Origin of the sequence: Occultella kanbiaonis, from assembly GCF_009708215.1 — a bacterium.
GTDB lineage: Bacteria > Actinomycetota > Actinomycetes > Actinomycetales > Beutenbergiaceae > Occultella > Occultella kanbiaonis.
In genome coordinates this window covers 1,696,466-1,715,112 of record NZ_CP046175.1, presented here as the reverse complement: position 1 = coordinate 1,715,112, position 18,647 = coordinate 1,696,466, and the positions used below count along the sequence as shown (strand labels likewise).

Genomic DNA, 18,647 nt, shown 5'->3' with positions numbered 1-18,647 from the left:
CCGTCACCGATGAACGGCCTCACTCGGAACCGCCGGGCAGGCGCGGGGACTGCGGCGTGGTCTCCCCCGTCGCCGGCGTCGGGTCGGGCACGAGCTCGCGCACGTGCGGGACCACCGACGCCGGCTCCGGGGCTGGGGCGATCGCGCGGGCGGCCGCGTTGGGCAGGCTGGAGCCGGCGCCGACGCCGATGGCGCCCGTGGCGACCAGGCCGAGCACGTCGGGGATCGGCTGGCTGAGTCCGCCGAGCACGCCGATGGTGACGACGCAGAGCGCGGCGAGAGCGTAGGCGTAGGGGGTGACGTTCTTCATGGGGTTGCCTCCTGTGTGCGGGCGGGCCACGGCGGGACGGTCATGCCGGCCTCGCGCATGGTGGTTTCGAGCTGGTAGATCCGGGCGACGGCGTAGCGGTACTCGGTCTCCAGTGCGCCGACCCGCCTCGTGAGCTCTTCCGCGGTGTCGCGGCGAAGAGTCACAGCGATGCGCAGCAGGGCCAGGGCGAGAACGACGAGCGCGCCGGCGTTGGCGATCAGGCCGGGGAGCGAGTCGAGCATCAGTCGACCGCTCCGAGCCACACGGCGCCGGCGGTGACGTCGCCGGCGGTCTCCACGTACAGGCCCTCGGTGATCGAGACGCCACCGGGGCCGAGCCACACCGTGGCGGACTCGCCGGCGGGCACGTCCAGGACGGCCACGACGTCACCCTCGCCGGCCTGCCGGGAGTCGCGCAGGGTGAGCGCCGCGGCGGCCTCGCCGGCGCGCACGGACCAGCCGACCAGGCGCCCGGGGCCGGCCCACGCGAGCGGCCGCCCGGTCGGGCCCACGGGCAGTACCCGGGCGCCCTGGAGTGCGGTGTTGCCGGCGAAGGCCTGTAGCCCGGTGGCGAGCTCGGACTTGACGCGTTCGAGCTCGAGCGGGATGGCGGCCAGGGTCGCGGCGATCCGGTCGCTGATGGTGTCCTTCATTCGCTTGCCTTTCTGGTGGAGACGGCGCGCCAGGCGCCGACGATGATGAGGACCGCGCCGGCGCCGACGACGGCCAACTTGATACCGAGCGCCTGGGCGTCGTCCTGCCACCCGGAGAACGGGTTCAGCCCGTCGAGCAGGCCGCCGCCGCTGCCCGAGCTGCCGCCCGAGCTGCCGCCGCTGCCGGCGCTGCCGCCGAGCCCTTGGGTGCCGGCGCCGCCGCCCTTGCGCCAGTCGGTCTCGCCGCTCTCGGAGCCGTCCGCGGCCGCTTCGGCGGCGGCCAGGTGCTGGCGCCAGGCTCCGGAGGTGTAGACGGTCCATGGGCGCCAGGTGCTCCCGCCGGCGCTGATGGAGACCATGGATCGGGCGTTGTGCTCGGGGTCGGTGAGTGCGAGCTCGTCCCGCACTCCACCGGTGCCGCGTTCGGCGTTGAGGGAGCGGACCTGCCATAGCCCGATGGACGGGCCCCACTTCGACGTCTGTAGCCCGACGTCGCCGCGGGCGTCGGTGCGTAGGCCGGACTCTCCCGCGGCGATCGCGGTGGCGATGGTGGCGTCCGCAGCATCCAGGCCGGCCCGGCGGGCGAGCCCGTATACCTGGGCGGTGGTGAGCGTGGCCATCAGCGCACGCCCCGCACGAGGCCGAGCACGACCAGGGCGAGGCCGGCCACGACTACCACGACCTTGATCCCGAGCTCCTGGGCGTCGTCCTGCCACCCGGAGAACGGGTTCAGCCCGGAGAGCGCCTCCCCGACGCCACCGAGGCCGCCGCCGGACGTGCCGGAGCCGGTGCCGATCTTCCCGCTGCCGGTGCCGTCCGTGAGCCCGTCGAGGGCGAGCACGGCGCCGGACTTCCACTGCACGTGTACGTGGTCGAGGTGGTTCTGTGTCGGGGATCCGCGATCGGCCATCGCGGACCAGCCGCGCCGCGGCGTCCAGAGCTGCTGCCACCAGATCTGGTAGTCAACGCCGAGCGCCTGGTGGTTGGCGGCCACGTAGGCCGAGAGCGCGTCTCCCTGTGCCTTCGTGCACATGAAGTCCACGGCCAGGCCGGCGGGGTGCCCGCCCATGTCGCGGGCGAGCGCGCGCCACCCGCCCACGGTGGAGATCCCGAACCGGCCGGCGAGCAGGGTGGCGGCTTCGCGCACGTGCGGGCGCACGGCACCGAGCCCCGGGAGCGCGGGCGGCTCCTGGAGCTCGGTGGGTGTGGCGAGGGCGGGCATCAGTCCGGGACGATCCGGTACTTGGACCAATCGGCGTTCGCGTCCGAGGCGTTCACCGCGGCCGGGTTGTGCAAGATGCCGCGCTCTTGCGCTTCGGTCTTGCCGAGGTGGCGGCGGGTGTTGTCGGTGAACACTTCGTAGATCCCGGGCGTGCCGCGGACCTGGAAGAACCCGAGCGATTCGCGCGGCTGTTCGGCCTCGGGCACGGGCGTCTTGTTGAGCAGGTCGCGCAGCTCGTCATACTGCTTGCCCACGTTCTCCAAGGCCGGCTGCAGCGCGTTGTAGACGTCGCTGGCGCTGGAGTCGTAGGCGCCGCCCGCCGAGGCGGTGTAGCCGCCCGTGGTGGACGTCGCACCCGGCGCCGCCAGCCCGTAGCCAGCGCCGCCGGTGTCGTCGGCGGCGGGCGTGGTGGCAGAGCGACGCGAGAACCACGCCAGCGCGACGACGGCGGCCGCGCCGAGCCCGCCGAGCACCCACTTGTTGTCCTGGACCTTCGCCCACAGCGCCTTGACGTTCATCGCCGGCCCCGCGCGAGCCGCTGGGCGAAGATGCGCAACGCGCCATCGTTGAGCGGGGACGCCGACAGCTCGTCCGCCATGGTGCCGTTGGTCGGGGCGACCGGGCGGGCGATCCCGAGCGGGGCGATCCCGGTGAACCGCTGCGGGGTCGCGGTGGTGCCGTGGAAGGTGCGGCCGCCGTCGCGGGCGGTGTCCACGACGGGCCGGGACCCGTTGAGCTCGCCGTTGGTGCGGCCGGTCAGGGCCGCGAACAGGCCCGCGCCGCGCCGGTCGAGCCCATAGGACACGATGGCCGAGACGCGGGCGTTCACCGCCGCGGCGACGTCGGTACGGGCCACGGGTCAGCGCCCCTGGAGCGTGCGGGTGACGTCCGAGACGCCGCGGGCGCCGGCGCTGATGACGGATCCGAACCGGGAGCCGTTGGCGACGATGACGTACAGCGCGATCAGGCCCGCGCCGTACTTGGTGAGTTGCCGAAGCATGATGTTTCCTCTTTCTACTTGCGCAGGTCTGGAATTGCGGGAACGGTCGGGTCGAGCGCTTTTTCGATGATGGTGTTCGCGTCGCGGAATGCTTCTGCAACGCGACCGGATGCGCCCGAGCCGGACAGGGTTTGCAATGCGATGAGGCCGAGCCAGGTGACGAACAGTGTTGACAGGAGCCCGCGCACTATTCGTCACCGCCGACGACGTTGAGCCGGCCGAGCATGTCGCCGGCCAGGACCTGGGTGAGCACCCAAATGCCAAAGACGACCAGGACGATTCCGCCGCTATTCATTTCAGCCGATCCTTTCTGATCCGGTGCCCTGAATATCGAGCGGTGTTCTGTTGAGGAACTTTGCGGCCAGGAGCTGCTTGACGGCCGGCGCCCCGCCGCGCATGTAGGTGAGTGCGAGGACGTAGGCCAGCGTGCCGAGCAGGACGTTTCCGCCGGCTCGGGCGGCGCCGCGCAGCGGGCGGGTGACCCGCCGCCGCGTGGCCTTCGCCTTCGTGGCGGACTTGCCGGCGGGCCCGGGTAGGCGGGACGGCTTGGCCGGCGGCTCGGGCGCGGGCGCGGACGCCGGCGGCGCGCCGCCGGCCCGCGTGCCAGCCGTGGTGGCTGGTGCCCGGCCCGAGGACGCGCGGCCGGCCGCCGCGGTGCGGGTGCCGGCTGCCTGACGGGTAGCAGCGGCACCCGCGCCGCGGGCGACAGTGCCGCCCGCGGCCGCGGCGGCTGGGATGGCCACGGGTCAGCCCTTCGCGTTTCCGAGCGCGAGGGTTGCCGTGGTGCCGCCCACCCGTACCGACGTCGAGAACGCCATCAGGCCGAACGTGACGGCCGCGATGGCGCCGAACCAGACGAGCGGGTTACGCGCCGTCCAGGTCCCCTCGGCGTTGGCACCCTCCGCCGGCGACGCGACCGTGTTCAGCTCGGTGGGTGCCGAGCTGACGGGTCCGCCGCCGTGGAGCGCGTACTTGGCGTCCACGCCGGCCGGGGCCCACGTGGTAGCCAGAGGGCTGGTGGTCATGGGTCAGACCGCCTGCCCGGCCAGGAACACGGTCTCCTGGACGATCTCCACCGCCGGGGAGGTCAGGGCCACGTCGGAGTTGATCGTGGTGACCAGGCGCAGCTCGGAGGTGGTGCCCATGTCCACGACGTCACGGAACGCGTTCTCGTGGGCGAAGTCGTGGCAGCCGAAGCCCCACAGCGCGCCGATGTCGGAGTTGTACCGACGCTCGGAGTCCACCCGCATGTGCGTCCCGTCGTGGAACGCGTCGGGCGTCTCGTTGTTGGCGTAGCGCCAGGCCTGCCGGCCGAAGTTCGCGGCGTTCATCGCCAGCGGCGCGGCCGGGGTGCCGTTGTAGACCTGGAAGAAGATCCGCAGCAGCGACTTGCCCGCGCCCTGCCCGATGAGGCGGAGCTCGTTCTCGCCGGCCTGCACGCCGTTGGCGTAGCGGGACTGGATCAGCGAGTGGAACACCGACAGGTCGGGAACGACGATCTGCCCGTCCTGCCCGATCGGGATGGAGTACTTGGTGGACGACACCTGGAAGGTGCCGTCGATGTCCACCGCGGCGTCACCGGTGATGGCGAACAGGTCCGCCTTCTGGGCGTAGTCCAGGGTGAGGGTCAGGTCCGAGCTCGAGGTGGCGAGGAAGATCGCGCCGGCCAGGTCCTGCTCGTCCTCCGCGACCGGGACGTGCCACACGAGCTCCACGTCGTAGGTCCCGGCGGCCAGGCCGGAGCTGTTCGCGCCGACGCCCCACGCCTCGGACGCGATCGCGAGCGTGCCGTTGGACTTGGCGGAGCCGCCGAAGGTCTGGGACACGCCGCGGTCGGTGAGGTCCGAGCGCTTCATGATGTCGCGGACCTTCAGCTTCAGGCCGGACACGTTGATGATGTTGGACGCGCCGTTGGCGGTGAACCGCAGCGCGCGCAGCAGGTCGTAGGGCCAGCGGGCGGTGGACGCCACGGTGCCGGTGCCCGGGGCCACGGTGACCGAGCCGGTGAACCGGACATCGATCCCGGCGAGGATGTCGGACTTGCGCAGCTCAACGACGGTCTGCGTCTCGGAGCCGTCGTAGGTGAACGACCGCTCCAGGCTGATGTGCCGGCGGGTGCGGGCGAAGAACTCCGGGGGTCGCACGGACGACGCCGGGACGGCGATGCCCTGCATGTACCGCTGCGGCGCGGCGGCGGTCGGGGTGGCGATGGTTGCCATGTTGGTTGATGCCTTTCAGCCGTTGCGGCGGGTGAGGTAGTCGTTCAGGGTGCGAAGCCCGGGAACGTGGTCCCCGAGCCGGTCCGCGGCGATGTTGAACACCACCGGGGCGAGGATGGACACGCCGCCCACGGCGAGCCAGAAACTGAGCGGCTTCATCGGTGGGTCAGCCCTTGAGCCCCGGGATGGACGGGAGCTTGATCCCGCCACCCTTCGCGGCGTCGACGGCCAGGACCACGACGAGGGCGATCCCGGCCGTGTAGAGAAGCTTCTTCATGGTGTCTCCTAGGTAGGTGCACGGTGGCGAGCCAGCGCGGCCGGTGCGGCCGGGTGCGGTGAGGATCGGGCGTCGGTGGGGCCGGGCCGATCCTCGCCACACCCGGCCCCACCGGAAGCGGCTAACAGGCGCACTGTCGCGGGACCTAGGTTCGGAAGTCCACGACACGCCGAGGTTTCACAGGGGTGTATTCGACAGCGAGGCCTTGGCTCGCAGCGCGGCCCGGGCCGCGAGGTACTCGGCGTTCGACGTCGCCGGCACCCGGGCCGCGGCCGCCGCCGCCTCCGCCTCAGCTCGTGCCCGAGCTCGGGCCCGCAGCTCCACCCGTTCGGCGGCCACCCGTTGCGACGGGGACACCACCACGGTGCCGTTGTCGTCTCGCCACCACGCGAGCCGGCTGGTCAGCCAGGCGCCCACGTTGCCGACACCGTTGGCGCCGGAGTGCGGCTGCCGGCCGGTCGGGCGTTGGTCGATCGCGTGCGCCAGGTCCGAGAGCGTCCACCCGGCCAGCAGGAACTCCCGGATCACCGATCGGACGTGCTTGGCCGTCACGCGTCGCAACACCGGGTAGCGGCGCCGCAGGTGCTCCGCGGCCACCATGGCCTCGTCCCGGCGTCTTGCCGTCATCCCACCCGGCCACGCGCCCTGGCGCCGCTGCTCGCCCGGGTGACCGGTCGCCGCGCTGGCGAGGTCGCCTACCGGGGCGAGCCTTGCGGCGCGCGGCGCTTCAATAGGGCTTTCCTGCCGCGCAGCGGCTCCGATGGAGCCTCCCAGCCCGGCCTCGCGCGTGCGTGCGGGGGTCATCCCAACCCTTACCAGGGGAGGGTCTCGTTTACGTCCACAGGCGCGAGCCGGCGGGGCACCGCGAGCAGGTACACCGCGGCCTCGTTGATGCCGTCCCGGCCGTCCTTCGCGGCCGCCGCGTAGGCGCGTGAGCGGCCCGTGGCGACGATCCCGAGCAAGCCCCACGCGCGCAGCCGGCCGAGCCAGTACGCCACCCGGGCGCGGGAGACGCCGGCGCGCTCCGCCAGGAACGCCCACGTCGGCCGGGACGTGATGCACGCAGACGCGCCCAGAGCGCGCTCACGCAGCCCGTCAGCGATCGCGAGCACCGTCCGGCGCCCATCGGCACGGCAGTGCGTCGTAGCGGCGTCCTCCACCGCTTCCAGCCAGTCGGTCATCCGCCGGGCGCGGGTCGAGCCGCCCGGCAACGCCCGCATCAGGTGGAACGTCGAGGTTCGCTCCGTGCGACGGTTCGCCCGACGCACACGGGGCGGCGCCGGCCTAGTAGCCGGCGCCGCCAGGGCCGCAGCGCTCACCCGAACTCAGGCCAGGCGCGGCGCCTGAGCGTGGCCGGCTGCACCGTGACGGGCACGAGCTCGCCCGCCGGCGTCACGTCGTAGAACAGCCGGAACGGCACGAACTTCCCGCGCCTCGTCGGGGCCAGGTCCCGGGTGTGCCCGTCGCCGTCGCCTAGCAGCTCCGCGACGATCACGGCCGCGCCGTCCGCCGCCGCGCTCACGAGCCACGCTCCACCAGGGAGAGCTCCCCGAGCGTCGCCGTGTACGTCGCGAAAGCACCAGAGCGGGAGTTCCGCTTGGTCGAGCGCAGCGTGACCGTGGACCGGTGCACCTTGACCACGACGTAGAACGCCAGGCCGCTCCCCCGCGTCACCAGGTCACCCGGTGACGGCACGTACCCGCTCACCGGGTCTGCTCCGGCTCAGGCACGAACGGCACCGGAGTGCCCGCCCACGCCTGCCACACGCCGAGCGCCGCGCCGAGCACGGCCGAGCCGACGACGACGACCGCGAGCCGGCCCCAGCGCCCGCTCACTTGAGCCCCAACCGGCGCTTGCGGTCCGCGGCGTGCTCAGCACACAGCGGCTGGCCGGGACCCTTGCCGTCCGAGACGACGAACGCGGCCCGGCGCGGTGCGTAGGTCCGCTCGCCGGCGCCGAGCTTCGCCAGGACCGACGCCGCGCACACGTCGCAGACGGTTGGGTTCTTCGCCTGGAGTTTCTTTGCCCATGGTGCCCGCGGGGCCGGCTTCGGCTTCGGGGTCCGCGCGGCCGGCCGCTTGTAGCCGGGCACCGCTGCCATCCCGGGGAGCATCGGTTCGGTGACCCTCACGCGGCCCACCACCCGGCGAGCAGCGTGGCCGCCAGCGGCACCGACGCGAGCACGCAGAGCACGGCGGCGCGGGCCATCGCCCGCAGCGCCCGGCTCACGCGACGAGCTCCGCGTCGAGCTCCGCCAGCTCCGCCGGCGTCAGCGCGTACTTGAGCCGGACGACCGCCTCAGGCGTGCCAGTCAGCCGCGCCAGGTCCGCCACCATGCGGTCGATCACCCGGCGCCGCTCCGCCTCCAGGCGCAGCAGGTGCACGAGCGTCGGCCCGCTCACGACTGACGCTCCCGAGCGAGCTTCTCAACGTCCGAGCGGCGGAAGCGGTAGCGACCGCTTGCCAGTACCTGGACCTGGACCGAGCCCTTCTGTGCCCATCGCTGCAAAGTGCGAGGGGTGACAGCCGGCAGCAAAGTGACGGCTTGCGTCGTTGTTAGCCATGTCGAGTCATCATCGTTCGCCATGCGTCACAGGGTGACGCCTCGCGTCACTCACGTCAACATACGAACTACTAGTGGCGTGTCGCGTACGGTGCTACCGTGACGCGTATGACGCTATTGACGGGAATTACGGAACCGCGATCGCTCGACGAGGCGATCGGTCAACGCGCTCACCAGGTCATGTTCCTGAAGCGCATCACGGCGCGAGAGATGGCCCCGGTGCTCGGAGTGTCCGCGTCCGTAGTCGGGCGCAAGCTCCGTGGTCAGGTTGCGTGGTCAGCCGGCGATGTCGTCGCCGCCGCGCGCCACCTCAATGTGGGCGGAGGCTTCCTGCTCGGAGAGACAGATGATCCCCGCCCGGTTGGACCGGACGGGGATCATGTGGAGTACACCCCCTGGGACTCGAACCCAGAACCCAGTGATTAAGAGTCACTTGCTCTGCCAATTGAGCTAGAGGTGCTTGCGGTGGACGATATTACCAGCCTGTGAGCGTCCGGGGCCAACCGGCCCGAGGACGCCTAACCTGTCCGGGACGGCACCCGACACGGAGGTTCACACCATGGCTCGACTCACCCCCGGCGAGACTGCACCCGGCTTCAACCTGCCCACCTCGGACGGCGGCTCGCTCAGCCTCGCCGAGCTCCTCCCGACCGCCGAGAACGGCGTGATCGTTTACTTCTACCCCGCGGCCGGCACTCCCGGGTGCACCAAGGAAGCGTGCGACTTCCGCGACTCGCTGGCCTCTCTGCAGGGCGCCGGATACGCCGTCGTCGGCGTCTCCCCCGACCCCGTGGCCAAGCTCGCGAGCTTCGTCGAGGCCGAGTCCCTGACGTTTCCGCTGGTCAGTGACGTTGAACACACCACGCTCGAGGCCTACGGCGCATGGGGCGAGAAGAAGAACTACGGACGCACCTACACCGGCGTGATCCGCTCGACGGTGGTGGTCGCCCCGGACGGGACCGTGGCGCTCGCCCAGCACAACGTGAAGGCGACCGGGCACGTGGCGAAGCTGCGCCGCGACCTGAAGATCGACTGAGCCGGTCGCCCGGTCGCGCGGGCCGACGGCGGGCGAAGGGACGCAGACATGCGCACGATCTACGTCGAGGACCTGGTCGGCATGGCCTACTCGGTCGGCGCCGCCGTGTGGAGTTTCGATCCCGCCCTCTGGGGGACCTGCGCGCAGGGCCGCACGGCACCGGAGGCCGTCGCCCGGTGGACCGCCGAGCACGGGGCAGCCGAGATCGTCGAGACGATCCGGGGTGACGAGCAGGCCTTCCGACGTGACCTCGCGCCCGCCTCGGACGACGAGCTCGAGCGAACCCTCGCCACCCTGGCGGCGCAGCGGCAACGAACGAGGCGACTGCTTCACTCACTGCCCGCGGAGCAACTCGACCACGACGATCCGACCCGGGAGATGCCCTCGTGGGCACGGTGGCGCACGATCCGCGCGACCATGTGGCACATCTGCGACACGGAGTCCCGCTACTACCTGCCGCGGACCGGCCAGCCGAGCCGGGACCGGGCGGGTGATCTCGCCGAGGAACTGACGGCTTCGCAGCGCCACGTTCGCACGGTCCTGCTGTCGATGCCCCGGGACGCGGTGCACCGGTCCGGGGGCGAGCTCTGGACGACCACCAAGCTCCTGCGCCGCCTCGCCTGGCACGAGCGTGGCGAGCTCGACGCGATCACCGAGCTGCTCTCGGGCCGGGCCACCCCGGACGGGATGCGGTAGTCACGCACGGCGCGTCGTACGGCCGTCAGGAGCGCGCGGCCCAGTCCCGAACGTCACCGTAGAGCTCGACGAACGTGGTCGCCGTCCGCGAACTGCGTCCCGGGTGCAGGTCGAACCGGTCGATGTGGAAGGCCGTGCACCCGAGGGTCAGCGCCGGTCCGACATCGTTCGCCCAGACGTCGCCGATGCTGAGGAGCCGGTCGGGCCGGCCTTCGAGGTCCGCCTCGGTCAGGAGCCCGCCGAGCAGGTCCGGCATCGACGCCGGCTTGCCGGCGTCGGTGATCACCGCGTCCAGCCGGTCGGAGAGCTCCACCGCGTCGAGCCACCCGAACACGCCGGTGCCTGGGGCATTGGTGAGCAGGACCGTCCGTACCCCGGCGGCTCGAACGTCGTCCAGGAGTTCACCGAGGCCGGACGGCGGGCCCACCTCGCCCTCGCCGGCGTCGAGCCGCTCTCTGGACGCCTGGTACGCGGGCGACATCGAGGCCCGGTCGAGGCCGGCGGCGAACCCCAGCGCGTGTACCGCCTGGTAGCCGTCTTGGGCGTCACCCGGCCGGGCGCGCCCGGCGAGGAAGTCCTCCGCGCCGGCGACGACCCGCTCCCCCCACGGAGCCGAAAGCCGCCGAGCCACCTCCTGCGCGTACAACCGCACCGGATCGTCGCCGAGGCAGACGGTGCCGTCGAAGTCCAGCACGAGGGTCGGGGTGGGCACGTCGGTTCCTCCGTCAGGTCGGTCGGCACATAGGCTAGGGGGTGAGCGCGAGTGGCGTAATTGGCAGCCGCGCAGGATTTAGGTTCCTGTGCCTTCGGGCGTGTGGGTTCGAGTCCCATCTCGCGCACGACAGGAGCGGTGTCGAGCCCGAGGGGGCGCCGGGCATTCGGGACTCGACGCCGCTCCCATCCAGGTCCGACGAGTCAGGGCAGCGGCTTCAGAGCCCCGGGGGACGTCAGCGCGGCATCGATCGCGGCGATCAGCCCCGGGTCGTCCGGGGTGACGCCGGGCGCGAAGCGTCCGACAACGGTGCCTTCGCGGCCGATGAGGAACTTCTCGAAGTTCCAGAGGACTTCCGGATCCTCCATCGGAGTGGGTCCGTCTCCGGCGACCGCCTCAGCGACCTCCGGCTTCCCTGCGGCGGTCGGCGCCTGCCGGATCAGCTCGGTGTAGAGCGGGTGGCGATCCGTTCCGACGACGGTGATCTTCGACATGATCGGAAAGGTGACGTTGTAGTTGAACGAGCAGAACTCGGCGATCTCCGCGTCCGTGCCCGGCTCCTGACCCATGAAGTCGTTGGCGGGAAACCCGAGCACGGTGAATCCCCGGTCGGCGTTCTGCGCGTACAGCCGTTGCAGTCCCTCGTACTGTGGGGTGAGCCCGCATCTGGAGGCGACGTTGACGACCAGGGTCACTCTGCCTGCGTACTCGGCGAGGGTCACTTCGTCTCCGCCCGTCGTGGCGAACGGAATGCTCGCCAGCGCGCTCGGCGCTGGGGCCGCGGGGTCGATCACGCAGACCCCGTCCTCGCAGCGTCCCGCGCTCGGGTCACCGAGAGCGACGAGGCGGTTGGAGTCGGTCATGATGCCACAGCCTTCTCGTCGCGGGCCTGGGTGAGTGCTTGGGCGAACGCGGCAGGTTCCTGGGCGCCGGAGACGCCGTACTTGCCGTCGATGACGAAGAACGGAACCCCGCGGATCCCATAGGCCTGCGCCTGCCTGATGTCGGCTTGGACCTCTTCGAGGTACCGCCCGGTCTCGAGCACGCGCACCAGGTCGTCGCGGTCGAGGCCGATCTCGGCGGCAAGTTCGGCGAGCTCGTCGAGCTTGCCGATATCGCGCCCGTCGGTGAAGTACGCGCGCATCAAGCGCTCCTTCATCTCCACCTGCTTGCCATGCATCTTCGCGTAGTGCAGCACCTGGTGTGCCTTGAGCGTCCTCGCCGGCTTCAGCTGTTCGTAGTCGAACTCGAGCCCGGCACTGCGGGCGGTGTCAGTGAGCTGCTGCTCCATCAACCGCGCCTGCGGGACGCTGACCCTCATCTTCTTCGCGAGCAGCTGCGCGTGGCTCTCGGTGACGTCCTCGGGAGTGTCCGGCGCGAGCTCGTACGAGTGGTAGACGACCTCGACGGGAACACCGGATGCGGCGACGCCGGCTTCGAACTTGCGCTTGCCGATATAGCAGAACGGGCAGGCGATATCGGACCAGATATCGACCTTGATGGTGTCGCTCATGTGCTCCTTCTATCGTTTCAGATCTGAATCTCGAGAGCTGCCGGGCGCGGCCACGGCCGGTGGTCGAGGTCTTCGATCCCTCGATTGAACCGGCCGAGGAGTTGCGCGAGCGTGTCGCGCTGCTCAGGGCTCCAGGACGCCGTGACCTCATCCAGGACGCTGATGTTCGCGGCACATGCCTCGCGCAGGCGCGCCTGCCCGAGTGAGGTGGAACGGTATTTGCGAGCCATCCCGCCGTCCGGGTCCGGGATGCGCTCCAACAGTTTGCTCCGCAGCATCGCCGTGGTCTGCCGGCTCAGCGTCGAGGCGTCCAGGCTCAGCACCTCGCTGAGTTCGCCCATGCTCATCGCGCGGTCGTCGTCCAGGCAACTCAGGATCGTGTACGCGCTGCGATCCAGATCCCGCCCGGTGCGCCGTGCCGCGGTCAACGTCAGGTGTCGCACGAACAGCATCGACTCGAACTCGAGCTTCGTCAGAGTCGTGTCCATCGTCGCCCCTCCGTGTCCACGTTCGGTTGATATGCAACATACAACATCAATGTAGGTTACATAACCGTCGATGAGGGCGACACCTGCATCACCGGCATCACCATCACGGTCGACGGCGGGCAGCGCCAGCGCGCGGACGGCGGGGCACGCTCCAGGCTCGCAGGCGAGGTGCTGCCGAGCCGGTGCTTAGGCGGGCGGTGCGACGGCCGCCCGCTTGGGCTTGGCGCGGGCCTTGATCTCGGCCGCCTGCTGCGCCTTCGTGGCCGCGAAGGAGCAGATCGGGCAGGTCGCGAACACGTGCCGCTGCGCGGGGCAGTACTCGCGGCCGAAATAGATGATCTGCAGATGGCGCCGGTTCCAGGTCTCACGCGGGAACGCCTTCTTGAGATCGGTCTCGACGCGCTCGACCGTGGTGCCCCGGGACAGCCCCCACCGCCGGGCGAGCCGGAAGATGTGAGTGTCGATCGGGAACGCCGGCACGCCGAAAGCCTGCGCCATCACCACGCTCGCGGTCTTGTGCCCGACCCCGGCGAGGCCCTCGAGGAAGTCCCACTCGGGCACCAGCTCGCCGCCGGCATCGACAATCTGACCGGCCGCCGTCCAGAGGTTGCGGGCCTTCGTCGGCGCGAGTCCGACCTCCCGGATCAGTTCGAGGATCCGTTCCGCCCCCAGCGCGTACATCTGTGCGGGCGTGGACGCCTCGGCGAACAGGGCGGGCGTGATCTCGTTGACCTTCTTGTCCGTGGTCTGCGCCGAGAGGGCGACGGCGACCAGCAGCGTGTACGGATTGACGTGATCCAGCGGGATCGGGGGCTCCGGGTAGAGCCCGTCGAGGATCTCGCCGATCCGGGCCACCTTCTCGTCGCGTCGCATGGGCACACGCTATCCGGCAGCGCCGACAATCCGCTCGCGGCCTGTTTCGCCGCGGCGCGGGTGCGTGCCGGGTTAGCACTCACGGCGCTCAGCGGGTAGAACTCAAGGGTGAGTGATATCTCGACAGAAGACTTCGGCGGTTGGTTCTCCCCCGAGGACCTCGCCACCGTGCGTCGGCGGATGCCGATCCTGTACGTGGACGCGATCCCGGTCCGCGTGGACGCCGACGGCGTGATCCAGCAGGTGGCGCTGCTGCTGCGCACCCCGCGCGAGGGCGGCATCTCCCGGGCCCTGGTATCGGGCCGGGTGATGTACCACGAGCTGGTCCGGGACGCCCTGGCCCGGCACCTGGACAAGGATCTCGGCCCGATGGCGCTGCCGCGGCTGCCGGTCTCGCTGGTGCCGTTCACGGTCGCCGAGTACTTCCCCACGCCGGGCATCACCGCCTACCACGACCCCCGCCAGCACGCGGTCTCGCTCGCCTACATCGTCCCGATCGACGGCGACTGCCAGCCCCAGCAGGACGCGCTCGACATCGGCTGGTTCTCTCCCGAGGAGGTCGTCTCGCCGATGGTGCAGGCGGAGATGGTCTCCGGGCACGGCGCGCTGGTGCGCACCGCGCTGGCCACGACCGGTCGCCTGATCTGACGTGCGCCCAAGCCGGGCGACGGCGTCGCCTCGCACGGTCGTCGTCGCTGCCGTCGTCGACGTGGTCGCCGTGCTCGTGTTCACCCTCGCCGGGCGCCGCACCCACCACGACGACGGCGTGTTCGCCGGCCTGCTCGGCACCGCGTGGCCGTTCGGCGTCGCCCTGATCCTGGGCTGGGCGATCGCCCGGGCGTGGCGTTCACCGCTGCGGCCGTGGCCGACCGGGGTGATCGTCTGGGCGGTGACGGTGGCCGTCGGCCTCGGCCTGCGCGCCCTGACCGGCGGCGGCCGGTCCGGGGGCTTCCCGCTCGTGGCCGCGGGGGTCCTGGCCGTCTTCCTGATCGGCTGGCGCGCCGTCGCAGGGCTGTTCGGAAGGCGCGCCGCGAGGTGACCGTGCGGATCCGGCGGGCGATCCCGGGCGAGGCGGCGGCCCTGTCCGCGCTCGCGCTGCGCTCCAAGGCGCACTGGGGCTACGACGAGGACTTCCTCGAGATGTGCCGCGCCGAGCTCACCTACACCGAGGCACAGACCGCCGCCTGGGGACTGATGGTCGCCGTCGACGACGACGACGTGCCGCTCGGTCTCTACCGGATCCACGGCGACCCGCCCGCCGGAGAACTCGACGCCCTGTTCGTGGAACCGGACCGGATCGGCACCGGGCTCGGCGGCACTCTGCTGCGGCACGCGCTGGACACCGCCCGGGAGGCGGGGTTCCGGACCCTTGGTCTGGACGCCGATCCGGGGGCCGAGGCCTTCTACGCCCACGCCGGTGCGACGACGGTCGGCAGCACCGCGAGCGGTTCCATCCCGGGCCGCCGGCTGCCCCGCATGCGGTTCGAGTTGGCCGCGGAGCCGCCCGGAAGGTAGCGCCGGCGCCGTGTTCGACCGTGGCTGAACCTGCCGTGGATCCTCGCACGGGGCGACGTGGGGGCTGTGCGAGGATCCTGCCGTGACTTCGATACCGGCACCGTCCGAGTCCGACACGAGCGCGACGTGGCAGGGCGCCACCCGCTGGATCTGGGACGACGGCGAGCCTGCGCCCCGGAACGCGTGGCGCTGCTTCCGGCGCCGGTTCGCCGCCGACAAGGGTGGTACCGCGCTGCTGCGGATCACCGCGGACACCCGGTACGTCGTGTTCGTCAACGGCAAGCGGATCGGGCGCGGGCCGGTGCGGGCGTTCGGCGACCGGTGGCCGGTGGACACCTGGGACATCTGGTGGCACCTGCGCGAGTACAAGTGGAACACGGTCGCCGTGCTGGTCGCCCACCACGGGGTCGCCACGTTCCAGTCGCTGCCCGGGCGCGGCGGCCTGCTCGCCGAGCTCGATCTCGGCTGGGGGATCGTCGGCACGGACTCGAAGTGGGAGGTCGCCACGCACGGGGGCCACGATCCGCGAGCGCCCCGGATCAGCCCGCAGCTGGCGTTCACCGAGGACGTCGACGGCGCCTGGCAGCCGGACTGGACCGACGGCGGCGACGCCTTCGAGGGCACCTACCCGAAGGGCCCCGAGGCCGGGTGGGCGCCCGCCACGGAGGTCGCGGCACCCGGCGAGGGGCCGTGGACCACTCTGGTGCCCCGGCCCGTCCCGCCGCTGCAGGAGGAGGTCGTCGCCCCCGTATCGGTGCGCTCCGTCGAGCGGGTCCGCCCGTGGCCGGCGAGCTGGACGGTGGACGCCCGGGCGACGTTCGACCCCACCTCGCCCGGCCACGCGAACCCGAGCACGTACGGCGGCTACCTGCTCACCGCGCTCAGGGTCGCCGAGCAGGGTCCCGCCCGCCGGGTCAGCCTCGGCCTGCCGCTGACCACCACGCTCCCCCGGGTCCGCGGCATCGCCGTCGACGGGCGCCACTGGGACATCAACGAGCTGGCGCCCGGGCCCGCCGACCTGCGCACCCTCGACCTCGAGCTGGACCCCGGCACACACTGGCTCGCCCTCGACGTCAGCATGTACGACCATGGCTACCCGCTGCCGCTGCTCCTCGACGGTGCGGACCTGACCCACCCGTGGGAGGCGAACGCGCCCACCCCGTTCGTCGCGCTCGGCCCGATCGGCGACCCGAACCCCGCCTTCGACCGGCCGCTGGCCCACCCGACCCGTCCGGAGGTGACGCCGACGCCGCAGGTGCGCTCCGCCGTCGTCGCGCTCACCGCGTCAAGGGACGCCGGCGCCGCTCCCCTGCCAGCGGCCACCGTCCCGGCGGCGCTCGTGGCGAACTCCAGCGTCTACGGGCAGGTCGTGCACCCACGCGAACAGCACCCGCTCACCGCGAACGTCACCGGGCTGACCCGTGGCGAGCCGGTGGTCCTGCCCGACGGCGGCGACCTCTCGATCGTGCTCGACCTCGGCATCGAGGCGTCCGGGTTCGTGATCGTGGACCTGGACGCCCCGGCCGGGACGGTCGTGGACGTCTACGGCTTCGAGTACATCGATGGCGAGCGCCGCCAGGAGACCACGGCGATGGACAACACGCTGCGCTACCGCACCCGGGCCGGGCGGCAACGCTACGAGTCCCCGGTGCGCCGTGGGCTGCGCTACCTGCAGCTCGTGGTCCGGCGCGACCCGGCCCTGCGGGGCCCGGTGGTGCTGCACGAGGTCGCCGTACGCAACTCCCACTACCCCATCGGCCAAGCGGACCAGGCCGGCGAGTTCGCCTCGAGCGACGGCCTGCTCACCGAGATCTGGGAGATGTCCCGGCGCACCGTGATCGCCTGCATGGAGGACACGTTCGTCGACTGCCCCGTCTACGAGCAGGCGTTCTGGGTCGGCGACACCTACTCCAGCGCCCGGTTCGCGTCCTCGCTTTTCGACGTGGCACCGCTGATCGAGCGCTCGTTGCGGCTGGTGCCCGGGTCCAAGGGGCAGACCCCGCTGCTGGGCTCCCAGGTGCCGTCCGGCTGGACGAACGTGATCCCGGCGTGGACGTTCTTCTGGGTGCTCGCCTGCGAGGAGCACGCTCGGCGCACGGGTGACACGGCCTTCGCCGCGGACCTGCTGCCGGAGGCGGTGGAGGCCCTGGACGCGTTCGCCGAGCACCTCGACGCGAACGGCCTGCTGTCCATCGAGGCCTGGAACCTGCTCGATTGGGCGCCGATGGACCAGCCGAACGCCGGGATCGTGACCCACCAGAACGCGCTGTTCGTGATGGCCCTGGACGCCGCGGCCGACCTGGCCGATCTGGCCGGGGCGGGCGAGCGCGCCGAACTGGCCGGGGCCCTGCGGGCGCGGGCCGAGACGCTGCGTACTGCGATCGCCACCCACCTGTGGTCGCCGGAGCGGGAGGCGTTCATCGACGCCATCCACGCCGACGGCGCCAGGTCGGAGGTCATCAGCGTGCAGACCCAGATGTTCGCCCACCTGGCTGGCGTCGGCAGCGAGCCACAGCGCGAGCGCACCCGCGCGCTCGTGGTCGACCCGCCGTCGGGCCTGGTGCAGATCGGCAGCCCGTGGATGTCGATCTTCCGCTATGACGTGCTCGAGGCCGCGGGCCGTGCGGACGTGGCGCTGGCCGATCTGCGCCGCGACTACGGCGCGATGATCCGCGCCGGGGCGGTGACCTGCTGGGAGATGTTCCCCGCCCCGGACCGCCAGTGGCCCACGCGCAGCCACTGCCACGCGTGGTCGGCCGCGCCCGCGTCGTTCCTTCCTGCCGTGGTGCTCGGGATACGCCTGCTCGACGGCGGAACCCGGGTCGAGATCGCGCCGCACCCGGGCGATCTCGACTGGGCCCGCGGTGCGGTCCCGCTGGCGGGTGGTGGCCGGGTGGAGGTCGCCTGGGCCCGCGACGGCGCAGCCCTGGACCTGCAGGTTGCCGCCCCGACCGGGGTCGAGGTCACCGTCCGCGAGCCGTACGGGTTCACGACGAGTGTGCGGCTCGGGGAGCCGTTGCCGTGAGCGAGATACGGATCCGTCCTGCGCGAGCCGGCGAGACCGACCTCCTGTCCGAGCTGGCTCTGCGGTCCAAGGCACACTGGGGCTACGACGAAGCGTTCCTGGAGACCTGCCGGGCCGAACGCACCTACACCGAGGCGCAGATCCGAGCCGGCGGCCTCGTGGTCGCTGCCGGGCCGGATGACCGCCTCGTGGGCTTCTATCGCATCCACGGTGAACCACCCGACGGCGAGCTCGCGGCGCTCTTCGTGGACCCGGTGCGGATCGGCACCGGGGTCGGTGGAGCACTGCTCCGACATGCCCTGGCCGCGGCCGCGGAGGTCGGCTTCGACTCACTCGGGCTGGAGGCCGACCCGGGCGCGGAAGCCTTCTACGCGCACGCAGGCGCGACAAGAGTCGGCCACACCGCGAGCGGTTCGATCCCCGGCCGCCGACTGCCCCGGATGCGGTTCGATCTCGGGCTGCGCCGGCTGAACTGACCCCCAGGACCGCCGGGCCGGGTGGCGCGCCGTCATCGGCACCGTCGACCTGCTGTTGCGGAGGGCCCCG

34 protein-coding genes and 2 tRNA genes are annotated in these 18,647 nt (G+C 71.7%); 9 read left to right on the top strand and 27 right to left on the bottom strand.

The window, feature by feature from the left end; translation table 11 throughout:
- Window positions 1–19: 19 nt before the first annotated feature.
- The 21 genes from GKS42_RS07675 to GKS42_RS26890 all read right to left on the bottom strand — a co-directional run bounded on the left by GKS42_RS07675 (window position 20) and on the right by GKS42_RS26890 (window position 8,267).
- Window positions 20–310, bottom strand: a complete 291-nt coding sequence (locus GKS42_RS07675; protein WP_154793307.1) for a hypothetical protein — start codon at window positions 308–310, stop codon at window positions 20–22.
- Entirely contained in the window at window positions 307–552 is a 246-nt protein-coding gene (locus GKS42_RS07670; protein WP_154793306.1) for a hypothetical protein, read from the bottom strand. The genes GKS42_RS07675 and GKS42_RS07670 overlap by 4 nt, the downstream gene beginning before the upstream one ends.
- The gene (locus GKS42_RS07665) at window positions 552–962 is read right to left on the bottom strand and encodes a hypothetical protein (protein WP_154793305.1); all 411 of its coding nucleotides are present in this window, start codon (window positions 960–962) and stop codon (window positions 552–554) included. Before GKS42_RS07665 ends, GKS42_RS07670 begins: the two co-directional genes overlap by 1 nt.
- Window positions 959–1,582, bottom strand: coding sequence for a transglycosylase SLT domain-containing protein (locus GKS42_RS07660; protein ID WP_154793304.1), 624 nt, complete (start codon window positions 1,580–1,582; stop codon window positions 959–961). Before GKS42_RS07660 ends, GKS42_RS07665 begins: the two co-directional genes overlap by 4 nt.
- Window positions 1,582–2,184 carry a VldE C-terminal domain-containing protein gene (locus tag GKS42_RS07655; protein ID WP_154793303.1) on the bottom strand — a complete coding sequence of 201 codons (603 nt, stop codon included), beginning with the start codon at window positions 2,182–2,184 and terminating at the stop codon, window positions 1,582–1,584. Before GKS42_RS07655 ends, GKS42_RS07660 begins: the two co-directional genes overlap by 1 nt.
- A complete protein-coding gene (locus GKS42_RS07650) occupies window positions 2,184–2,702 on the bottom strand; it encodes a hypothetical protein (RefSeq protein ID WP_154793302.1) in 519 nt (172 codons plus the stop codon). The genes GKS42_RS07655 and GKS42_RS07650 overlap by 1 nt, the downstream gene beginning before the upstream one ends.
- Window positions 2,699–3,040 carry a hypothetical protein gene (locus GKS42_RS07645; protein WP_154793301.1) on the bottom strand — a complete coding sequence of 114 codons (342 nt, stop codon included), beginning with the start codon at window positions 3,038–3,040 and terminating at the stop codon, window positions 2,699–2,701. The genes GKS42_RS07650 and GKS42_RS07645 overlap by 4 nt, the downstream gene beginning before the upstream one ends.
- 3 nt (window positions 3,041–3,043) lie before the next feature.
- Window positions 3,044–3,184 (bottom strand): hypothetical protein, encoded by a 141-nt coding sequence (locus tag GKS42_RS07640; protein ID WP_154793300.1) that lies wholly within the window; start codon window positions 3,182–3,184, stop codon window positions 3,044–3,046.
- 14 nt (window positions 3,185–3,198) lie between these two features.
- Window positions 3,199–3,372: a hypothetical protein gene (locus GKS42_RS07635; RefSeq protein ID WP_154793299.1), complete on the bottom strand. Its 174-nt coding sequence runs from the start codon at window positions 3,370–3,372 to the stop codon at window positions 3,199–3,201.
- Window positions 3,373–3,480: 108 nt separating this feature from the next.
- Complete coding sequence (locus GKS42_RS07630; RefSeq protein ID WP_154793298.1) at window positions 3,481–3,927, bottom strand: hypothetical protein; 447 nt, start codon at window positions 3,925–3,927, stop codon at window positions 3,481–3,483.
- 3 nt (window positions 3,928–3,930) lie between these two features.
- Window positions 3,931–4,209 (bottom strand): hypothetical protein, encoded by a 279-nt coding sequence (locus GKS42_RS07625; RefSeq protein WP_154793297.1) that lies wholly within the window; start codon window positions 4,207–4,209, stop codon window positions 3,931–3,933.
- A 3-nt stretch (window positions 4,210–4,212) separates the two neighbouring features.
- The gene (locus GKS42_RS07620) at window positions 4,213–5,403 is read right to left on the bottom strand and encodes a hypothetical protein (protein ID WP_154793296.1); all 1,191 of its coding nucleotides are present in this window, start codon (window positions 5,401–5,403) and stop codon (window positions 4,213–4,215) included.
- A 15-nt stretch (window positions 5,404–5,418) separates the two neighbouring features.
- Window positions 5,419–5,562 carry a hypothetical protein gene (locus tag GKS42_RS07615; protein ID WP_154793295.1) on the bottom strand — a complete coding sequence of 48 codons (144 nt, stop codon included), beginning with the start codon at window positions 5,560–5,562 and terminating at the stop codon, window positions 5,419–5,421.
- A 295-nt stretch (window positions 5,563–5,857) separates the two neighbouring features.
- The gene (locus GKS42_RS07610; protein WP_154793294.1) at window positions 5,858–6,307 is read right to left on the bottom strand and encodes a hypothetical protein; all 450 of its coding nucleotides are present in this window, start codon (window positions 6,305–6,307) and stop codon (window positions 5,858–5,860) included.
- Between the two features lie 185 nt (window positions 6,308–6,492).
- On the bottom strand, window positions 6,493–6,900 hold the full coding sequence (locus GKS42_RS07605) for a hypothetical protein (RefSeq protein ID WP_154793293.1): 408 nt from the start codon (window positions 6,898–6,900) through the stop codon (window positions 6,493–6,495).
- Between the two features lie 95 nt (window positions 6,901–6,995).
- The gene (locus GKS42_RS07600) at window positions 6,996–7,202 is read right to left on the bottom strand and encodes a hypothetical protein (protein WP_154793292.1); all 207 of its coding nucleotides are present in this window, start codon (window positions 7,200–7,202) and stop codon (window positions 6,996–6,998) included.
- Window positions 7,199–7,387: a hypothetical protein gene (locus tag GKS42_RS07595; protein WP_154793291.1), complete on the bottom strand. Its 189-nt coding sequence runs from the start codon at window positions 7,385–7,387 to the stop codon at window positions 7,199–7,201. The genes GKS42_RS07600 and GKS42_RS07595 overlap by 4 nt, the downstream gene beginning before the upstream one ends.
- Window positions 7,384–7,515 (bottom strand): hypothetical protein, encoded by a 132-nt coding sequence (locus GKS42_RS26770; RefSeq protein WP_290368048.1) that lies wholly within the window; start codon window positions 7,513–7,515, stop codon window positions 7,384–7,386. The genes GKS42_RS07595 and GKS42_RS26770 overlap by 4 nt, the downstream gene beginning before the upstream one ends.
- Window positions 7,512–7,811: a hypothetical protein gene (locus GKS42_RS07590; RefSeq protein WP_154793290.1), complete on the bottom strand. Its 300-nt coding sequence runs from the start codon at window positions 7,809–7,811 to the stop codon at window positions 7,512–7,514. Before GKS42_RS07590 ends, GKS42_RS26770 begins: the two co-directional genes overlap by 4 nt.
- 94 nt (window positions 7,812–7,905) lie before the next feature.
- Window positions 7,906–8,082: a hypothetical protein gene (locus GKS42_RS07585; protein ID WP_154793289.1), complete on the bottom strand. Its 177-nt coding sequence runs from the start codon at window positions 8,080–8,082 to the stop codon at window positions 7,906–7,908.
- Window positions 8,079–8,267: a helix-turn-helix domain-containing protein gene (locus GKS42_RS26890; RefSeq protein ID WP_154793288.1), complete on the bottom strand. Its 189-nt coding sequence runs from the start codon at window positions 8,265–8,267 to the stop codon at window positions 8,079–8,081. The genes GKS42_RS07585 and GKS42_RS26890 overlap by 4 nt, the downstream gene beginning before the upstream one ends.
- Window positions 8,268–8,351: 84 nt before the next feature.
- Between GKS42_RS26890 and GKS42_RS26885 the strand changes: the two genes are divergently transcribed.
- Window positions 8,352–8,669, top strand: a complete 318-nt coding sequence (locus GKS42_RS26885) for a helix-turn-helix domain-containing protein (protein WP_154796593.1) — start codon at window positions 8,352–8,354, stop codon at window positions 8,667–8,669.
- Here the strand turns inward: GKS42_RS26885 and GKS42_RS07570 are convergent.
- A tRNA-Lys gene (locus tag GKS42_RS07570) sits at window positions 8,631–8,703 on the bottom strand. The genes GKS42_RS26885 and GKS42_RS07570 overlap by 39 nt on opposite strands.
- Window positions 8,704–8,802: 99 nt before the next feature.
- On the opposite strand from GKS42_RS07570, the gene GKS42_RS07565 reads away from it, so the two are divergent.
- On the top strand, window positions 8,803–9,279 hold the full coding sequence (locus GKS42_RS07565) for a peroxiredoxin (protein WP_154793287.1): 477 nt from the start codon (window positions 8,803–8,805) through the stop codon (window positions 9,277–9,279).
- 48 nt (window positions 9,280–9,327) lie between these two features.
- Complete coding sequence (locus tag GKS42_RS07560) at window positions 9,328–9,975, top strand: hypothetical protein (protein ID WP_154793286.1); 648 nt, start codon at window positions 9,328–9,330, stop codon at window positions 9,973–9,975.
- 25 nt (window positions 9,976–10,000) lie between these two features.
- Here the strand turns inward: GKS42_RS07560 and GKS42_RS07555 are convergent, their stop codons facing one another.
- Window positions 10,001–10,687 carry an HAD family hydrolase gene (locus GKS42_RS07555; RefSeq protein ID WP_154793285.1) on the bottom strand — a complete coding sequence of 229 codons (687 nt, stop codon included), beginning with the start codon at window positions 10,685–10,687 and terminating at the stop codon, window positions 10,001–10,003.
- A 45-nt stretch (window positions 10,688–10,732) separates the two neighbouring features.
- On the opposite strand from GKS42_RS07555, the gene GKS42_RS07550 reads away from it, so the two are divergent.
- Window positions 10,733–10,814 (top strand) — tRNA-Leu (locus GKS42_RS07550).
- A gap of 76 nt (window positions 10,815–10,890) precedes the next feature.
- Here the strand turns inward: GKS42_RS07550 and GKS42_RS07545 are convergent.
- The 4 genes from GKS42_RS07545 to GKS42_RS07530 all read right to left on the bottom strand — a co-directional run bounded on the left by GKS42_RS07545 (window position 10,891) and on the right by GKS42_RS07530 (window position 13,561).
- On the bottom strand, window positions 10,891–11,550 hold the full coding sequence (locus GKS42_RS07545) for a glutathione peroxidase (protein ID WP_154793284.1): 660 nt from the start codon (window positions 11,548–11,550) through the stop codon (window positions 10,891–10,893).
- Window positions 11,547–12,200, bottom strand: coding sequence for a DsbA family oxidoreductase (locus GKS42_RS07540; protein WP_154793283.1), 654 nt, complete (start codon window positions 12,198–12,200; stop codon window positions 11,547–11,549). Before GKS42_RS07540 ends, GKS42_RS07545 begins: the two co-directional genes overlap by 4 nt.
- Window positions 12,201–12,217: 17 nt before the next feature.
- Window positions 12,218–12,688, bottom strand: a complete 471-nt coding sequence (locus tag GKS42_RS07535; protein WP_154793282.1) for a MarR family winged helix-turn-helix transcriptional regulator — start codon at window positions 12,686–12,688, stop codon at window positions 12,218–12,220.
- A 186-nt stretch (window positions 12,689–12,874) separates the two neighbouring features.
- Entirely contained in the window at window positions 12,875–13,561 is a 687-nt protein-coding gene (locus GKS42_RS07530; protein WP_154793281.1) for an endonuclease III domain-containing protein, read from the bottom strand.
- Between the two features lie 108 nt (window positions 13,562–13,669).
- On the opposite strand from GKS42_RS07530, the gene GKS42_RS07525 reads away from it, so the two are divergent.
- From GKS42_RS07525 to GKS42_RS07505, 5 genes are all read left to right on the top strand, one after another.
- A complete protein-coding gene (locus GKS42_RS07525; protein ID WP_154793280.1) occupies window positions 13,670–14,209 on the top strand; it encodes an NUDIX hydrolase family protein in 540 nt (179 codons plus the stop codon).
- A gap of 1 nt (window position 14,210) precedes the next feature.
- The gene (locus GKS42_RS07520; protein WP_154793279.1) at window positions 14,211–14,600 is read left to right on the top strand and encodes a DUF3054 domain-containing protein; all 390 of its coding nucleotides are present in this window, start codon (window positions 14,211–14,213) and stop codon (window positions 14,598–14,600) included.
- The gene (locus GKS42_RS07515; RefSeq protein WP_232847969.1) at window positions 14,597–15,076 is read left to right on the top strand and encodes a GNAT family N-acetyltransferase; all 480 of its coding nucleotides are present in this window, start codon (window positions 14,597–14,599) and stop codon (window positions 15,074–15,076) included. Before GKS42_RS07520 ends, GKS42_RS07515 begins: the two co-directional genes overlap by 4 nt.
- Before the next feature lie 82 nt (window positions 15,077–15,158).
- Entirely contained in the window at window positions 15,159–18,101 is a 2,943-nt protein-coding gene (locus GKS42_RS07510; RefSeq protein ID WP_154793278.1) for a family 78 glycoside hydrolase catalytic domain, read from the top strand.
- A complete protein-coding gene (locus GKS42_RS07505; RefSeq protein WP_210769330.1) occupies window positions 18,098–18,577 on the top strand; it encodes a GNAT family N-acetyltransferase in 480 nt (159 codons plus the stop codon). The genes GKS42_RS07510 and GKS42_RS07505 overlap by 4 nt, the downstream gene beginning before the upstream one ends.
- The last annotated feature ends 70 nt before the right edge of the window (window positions 18,578–18,647 follow it).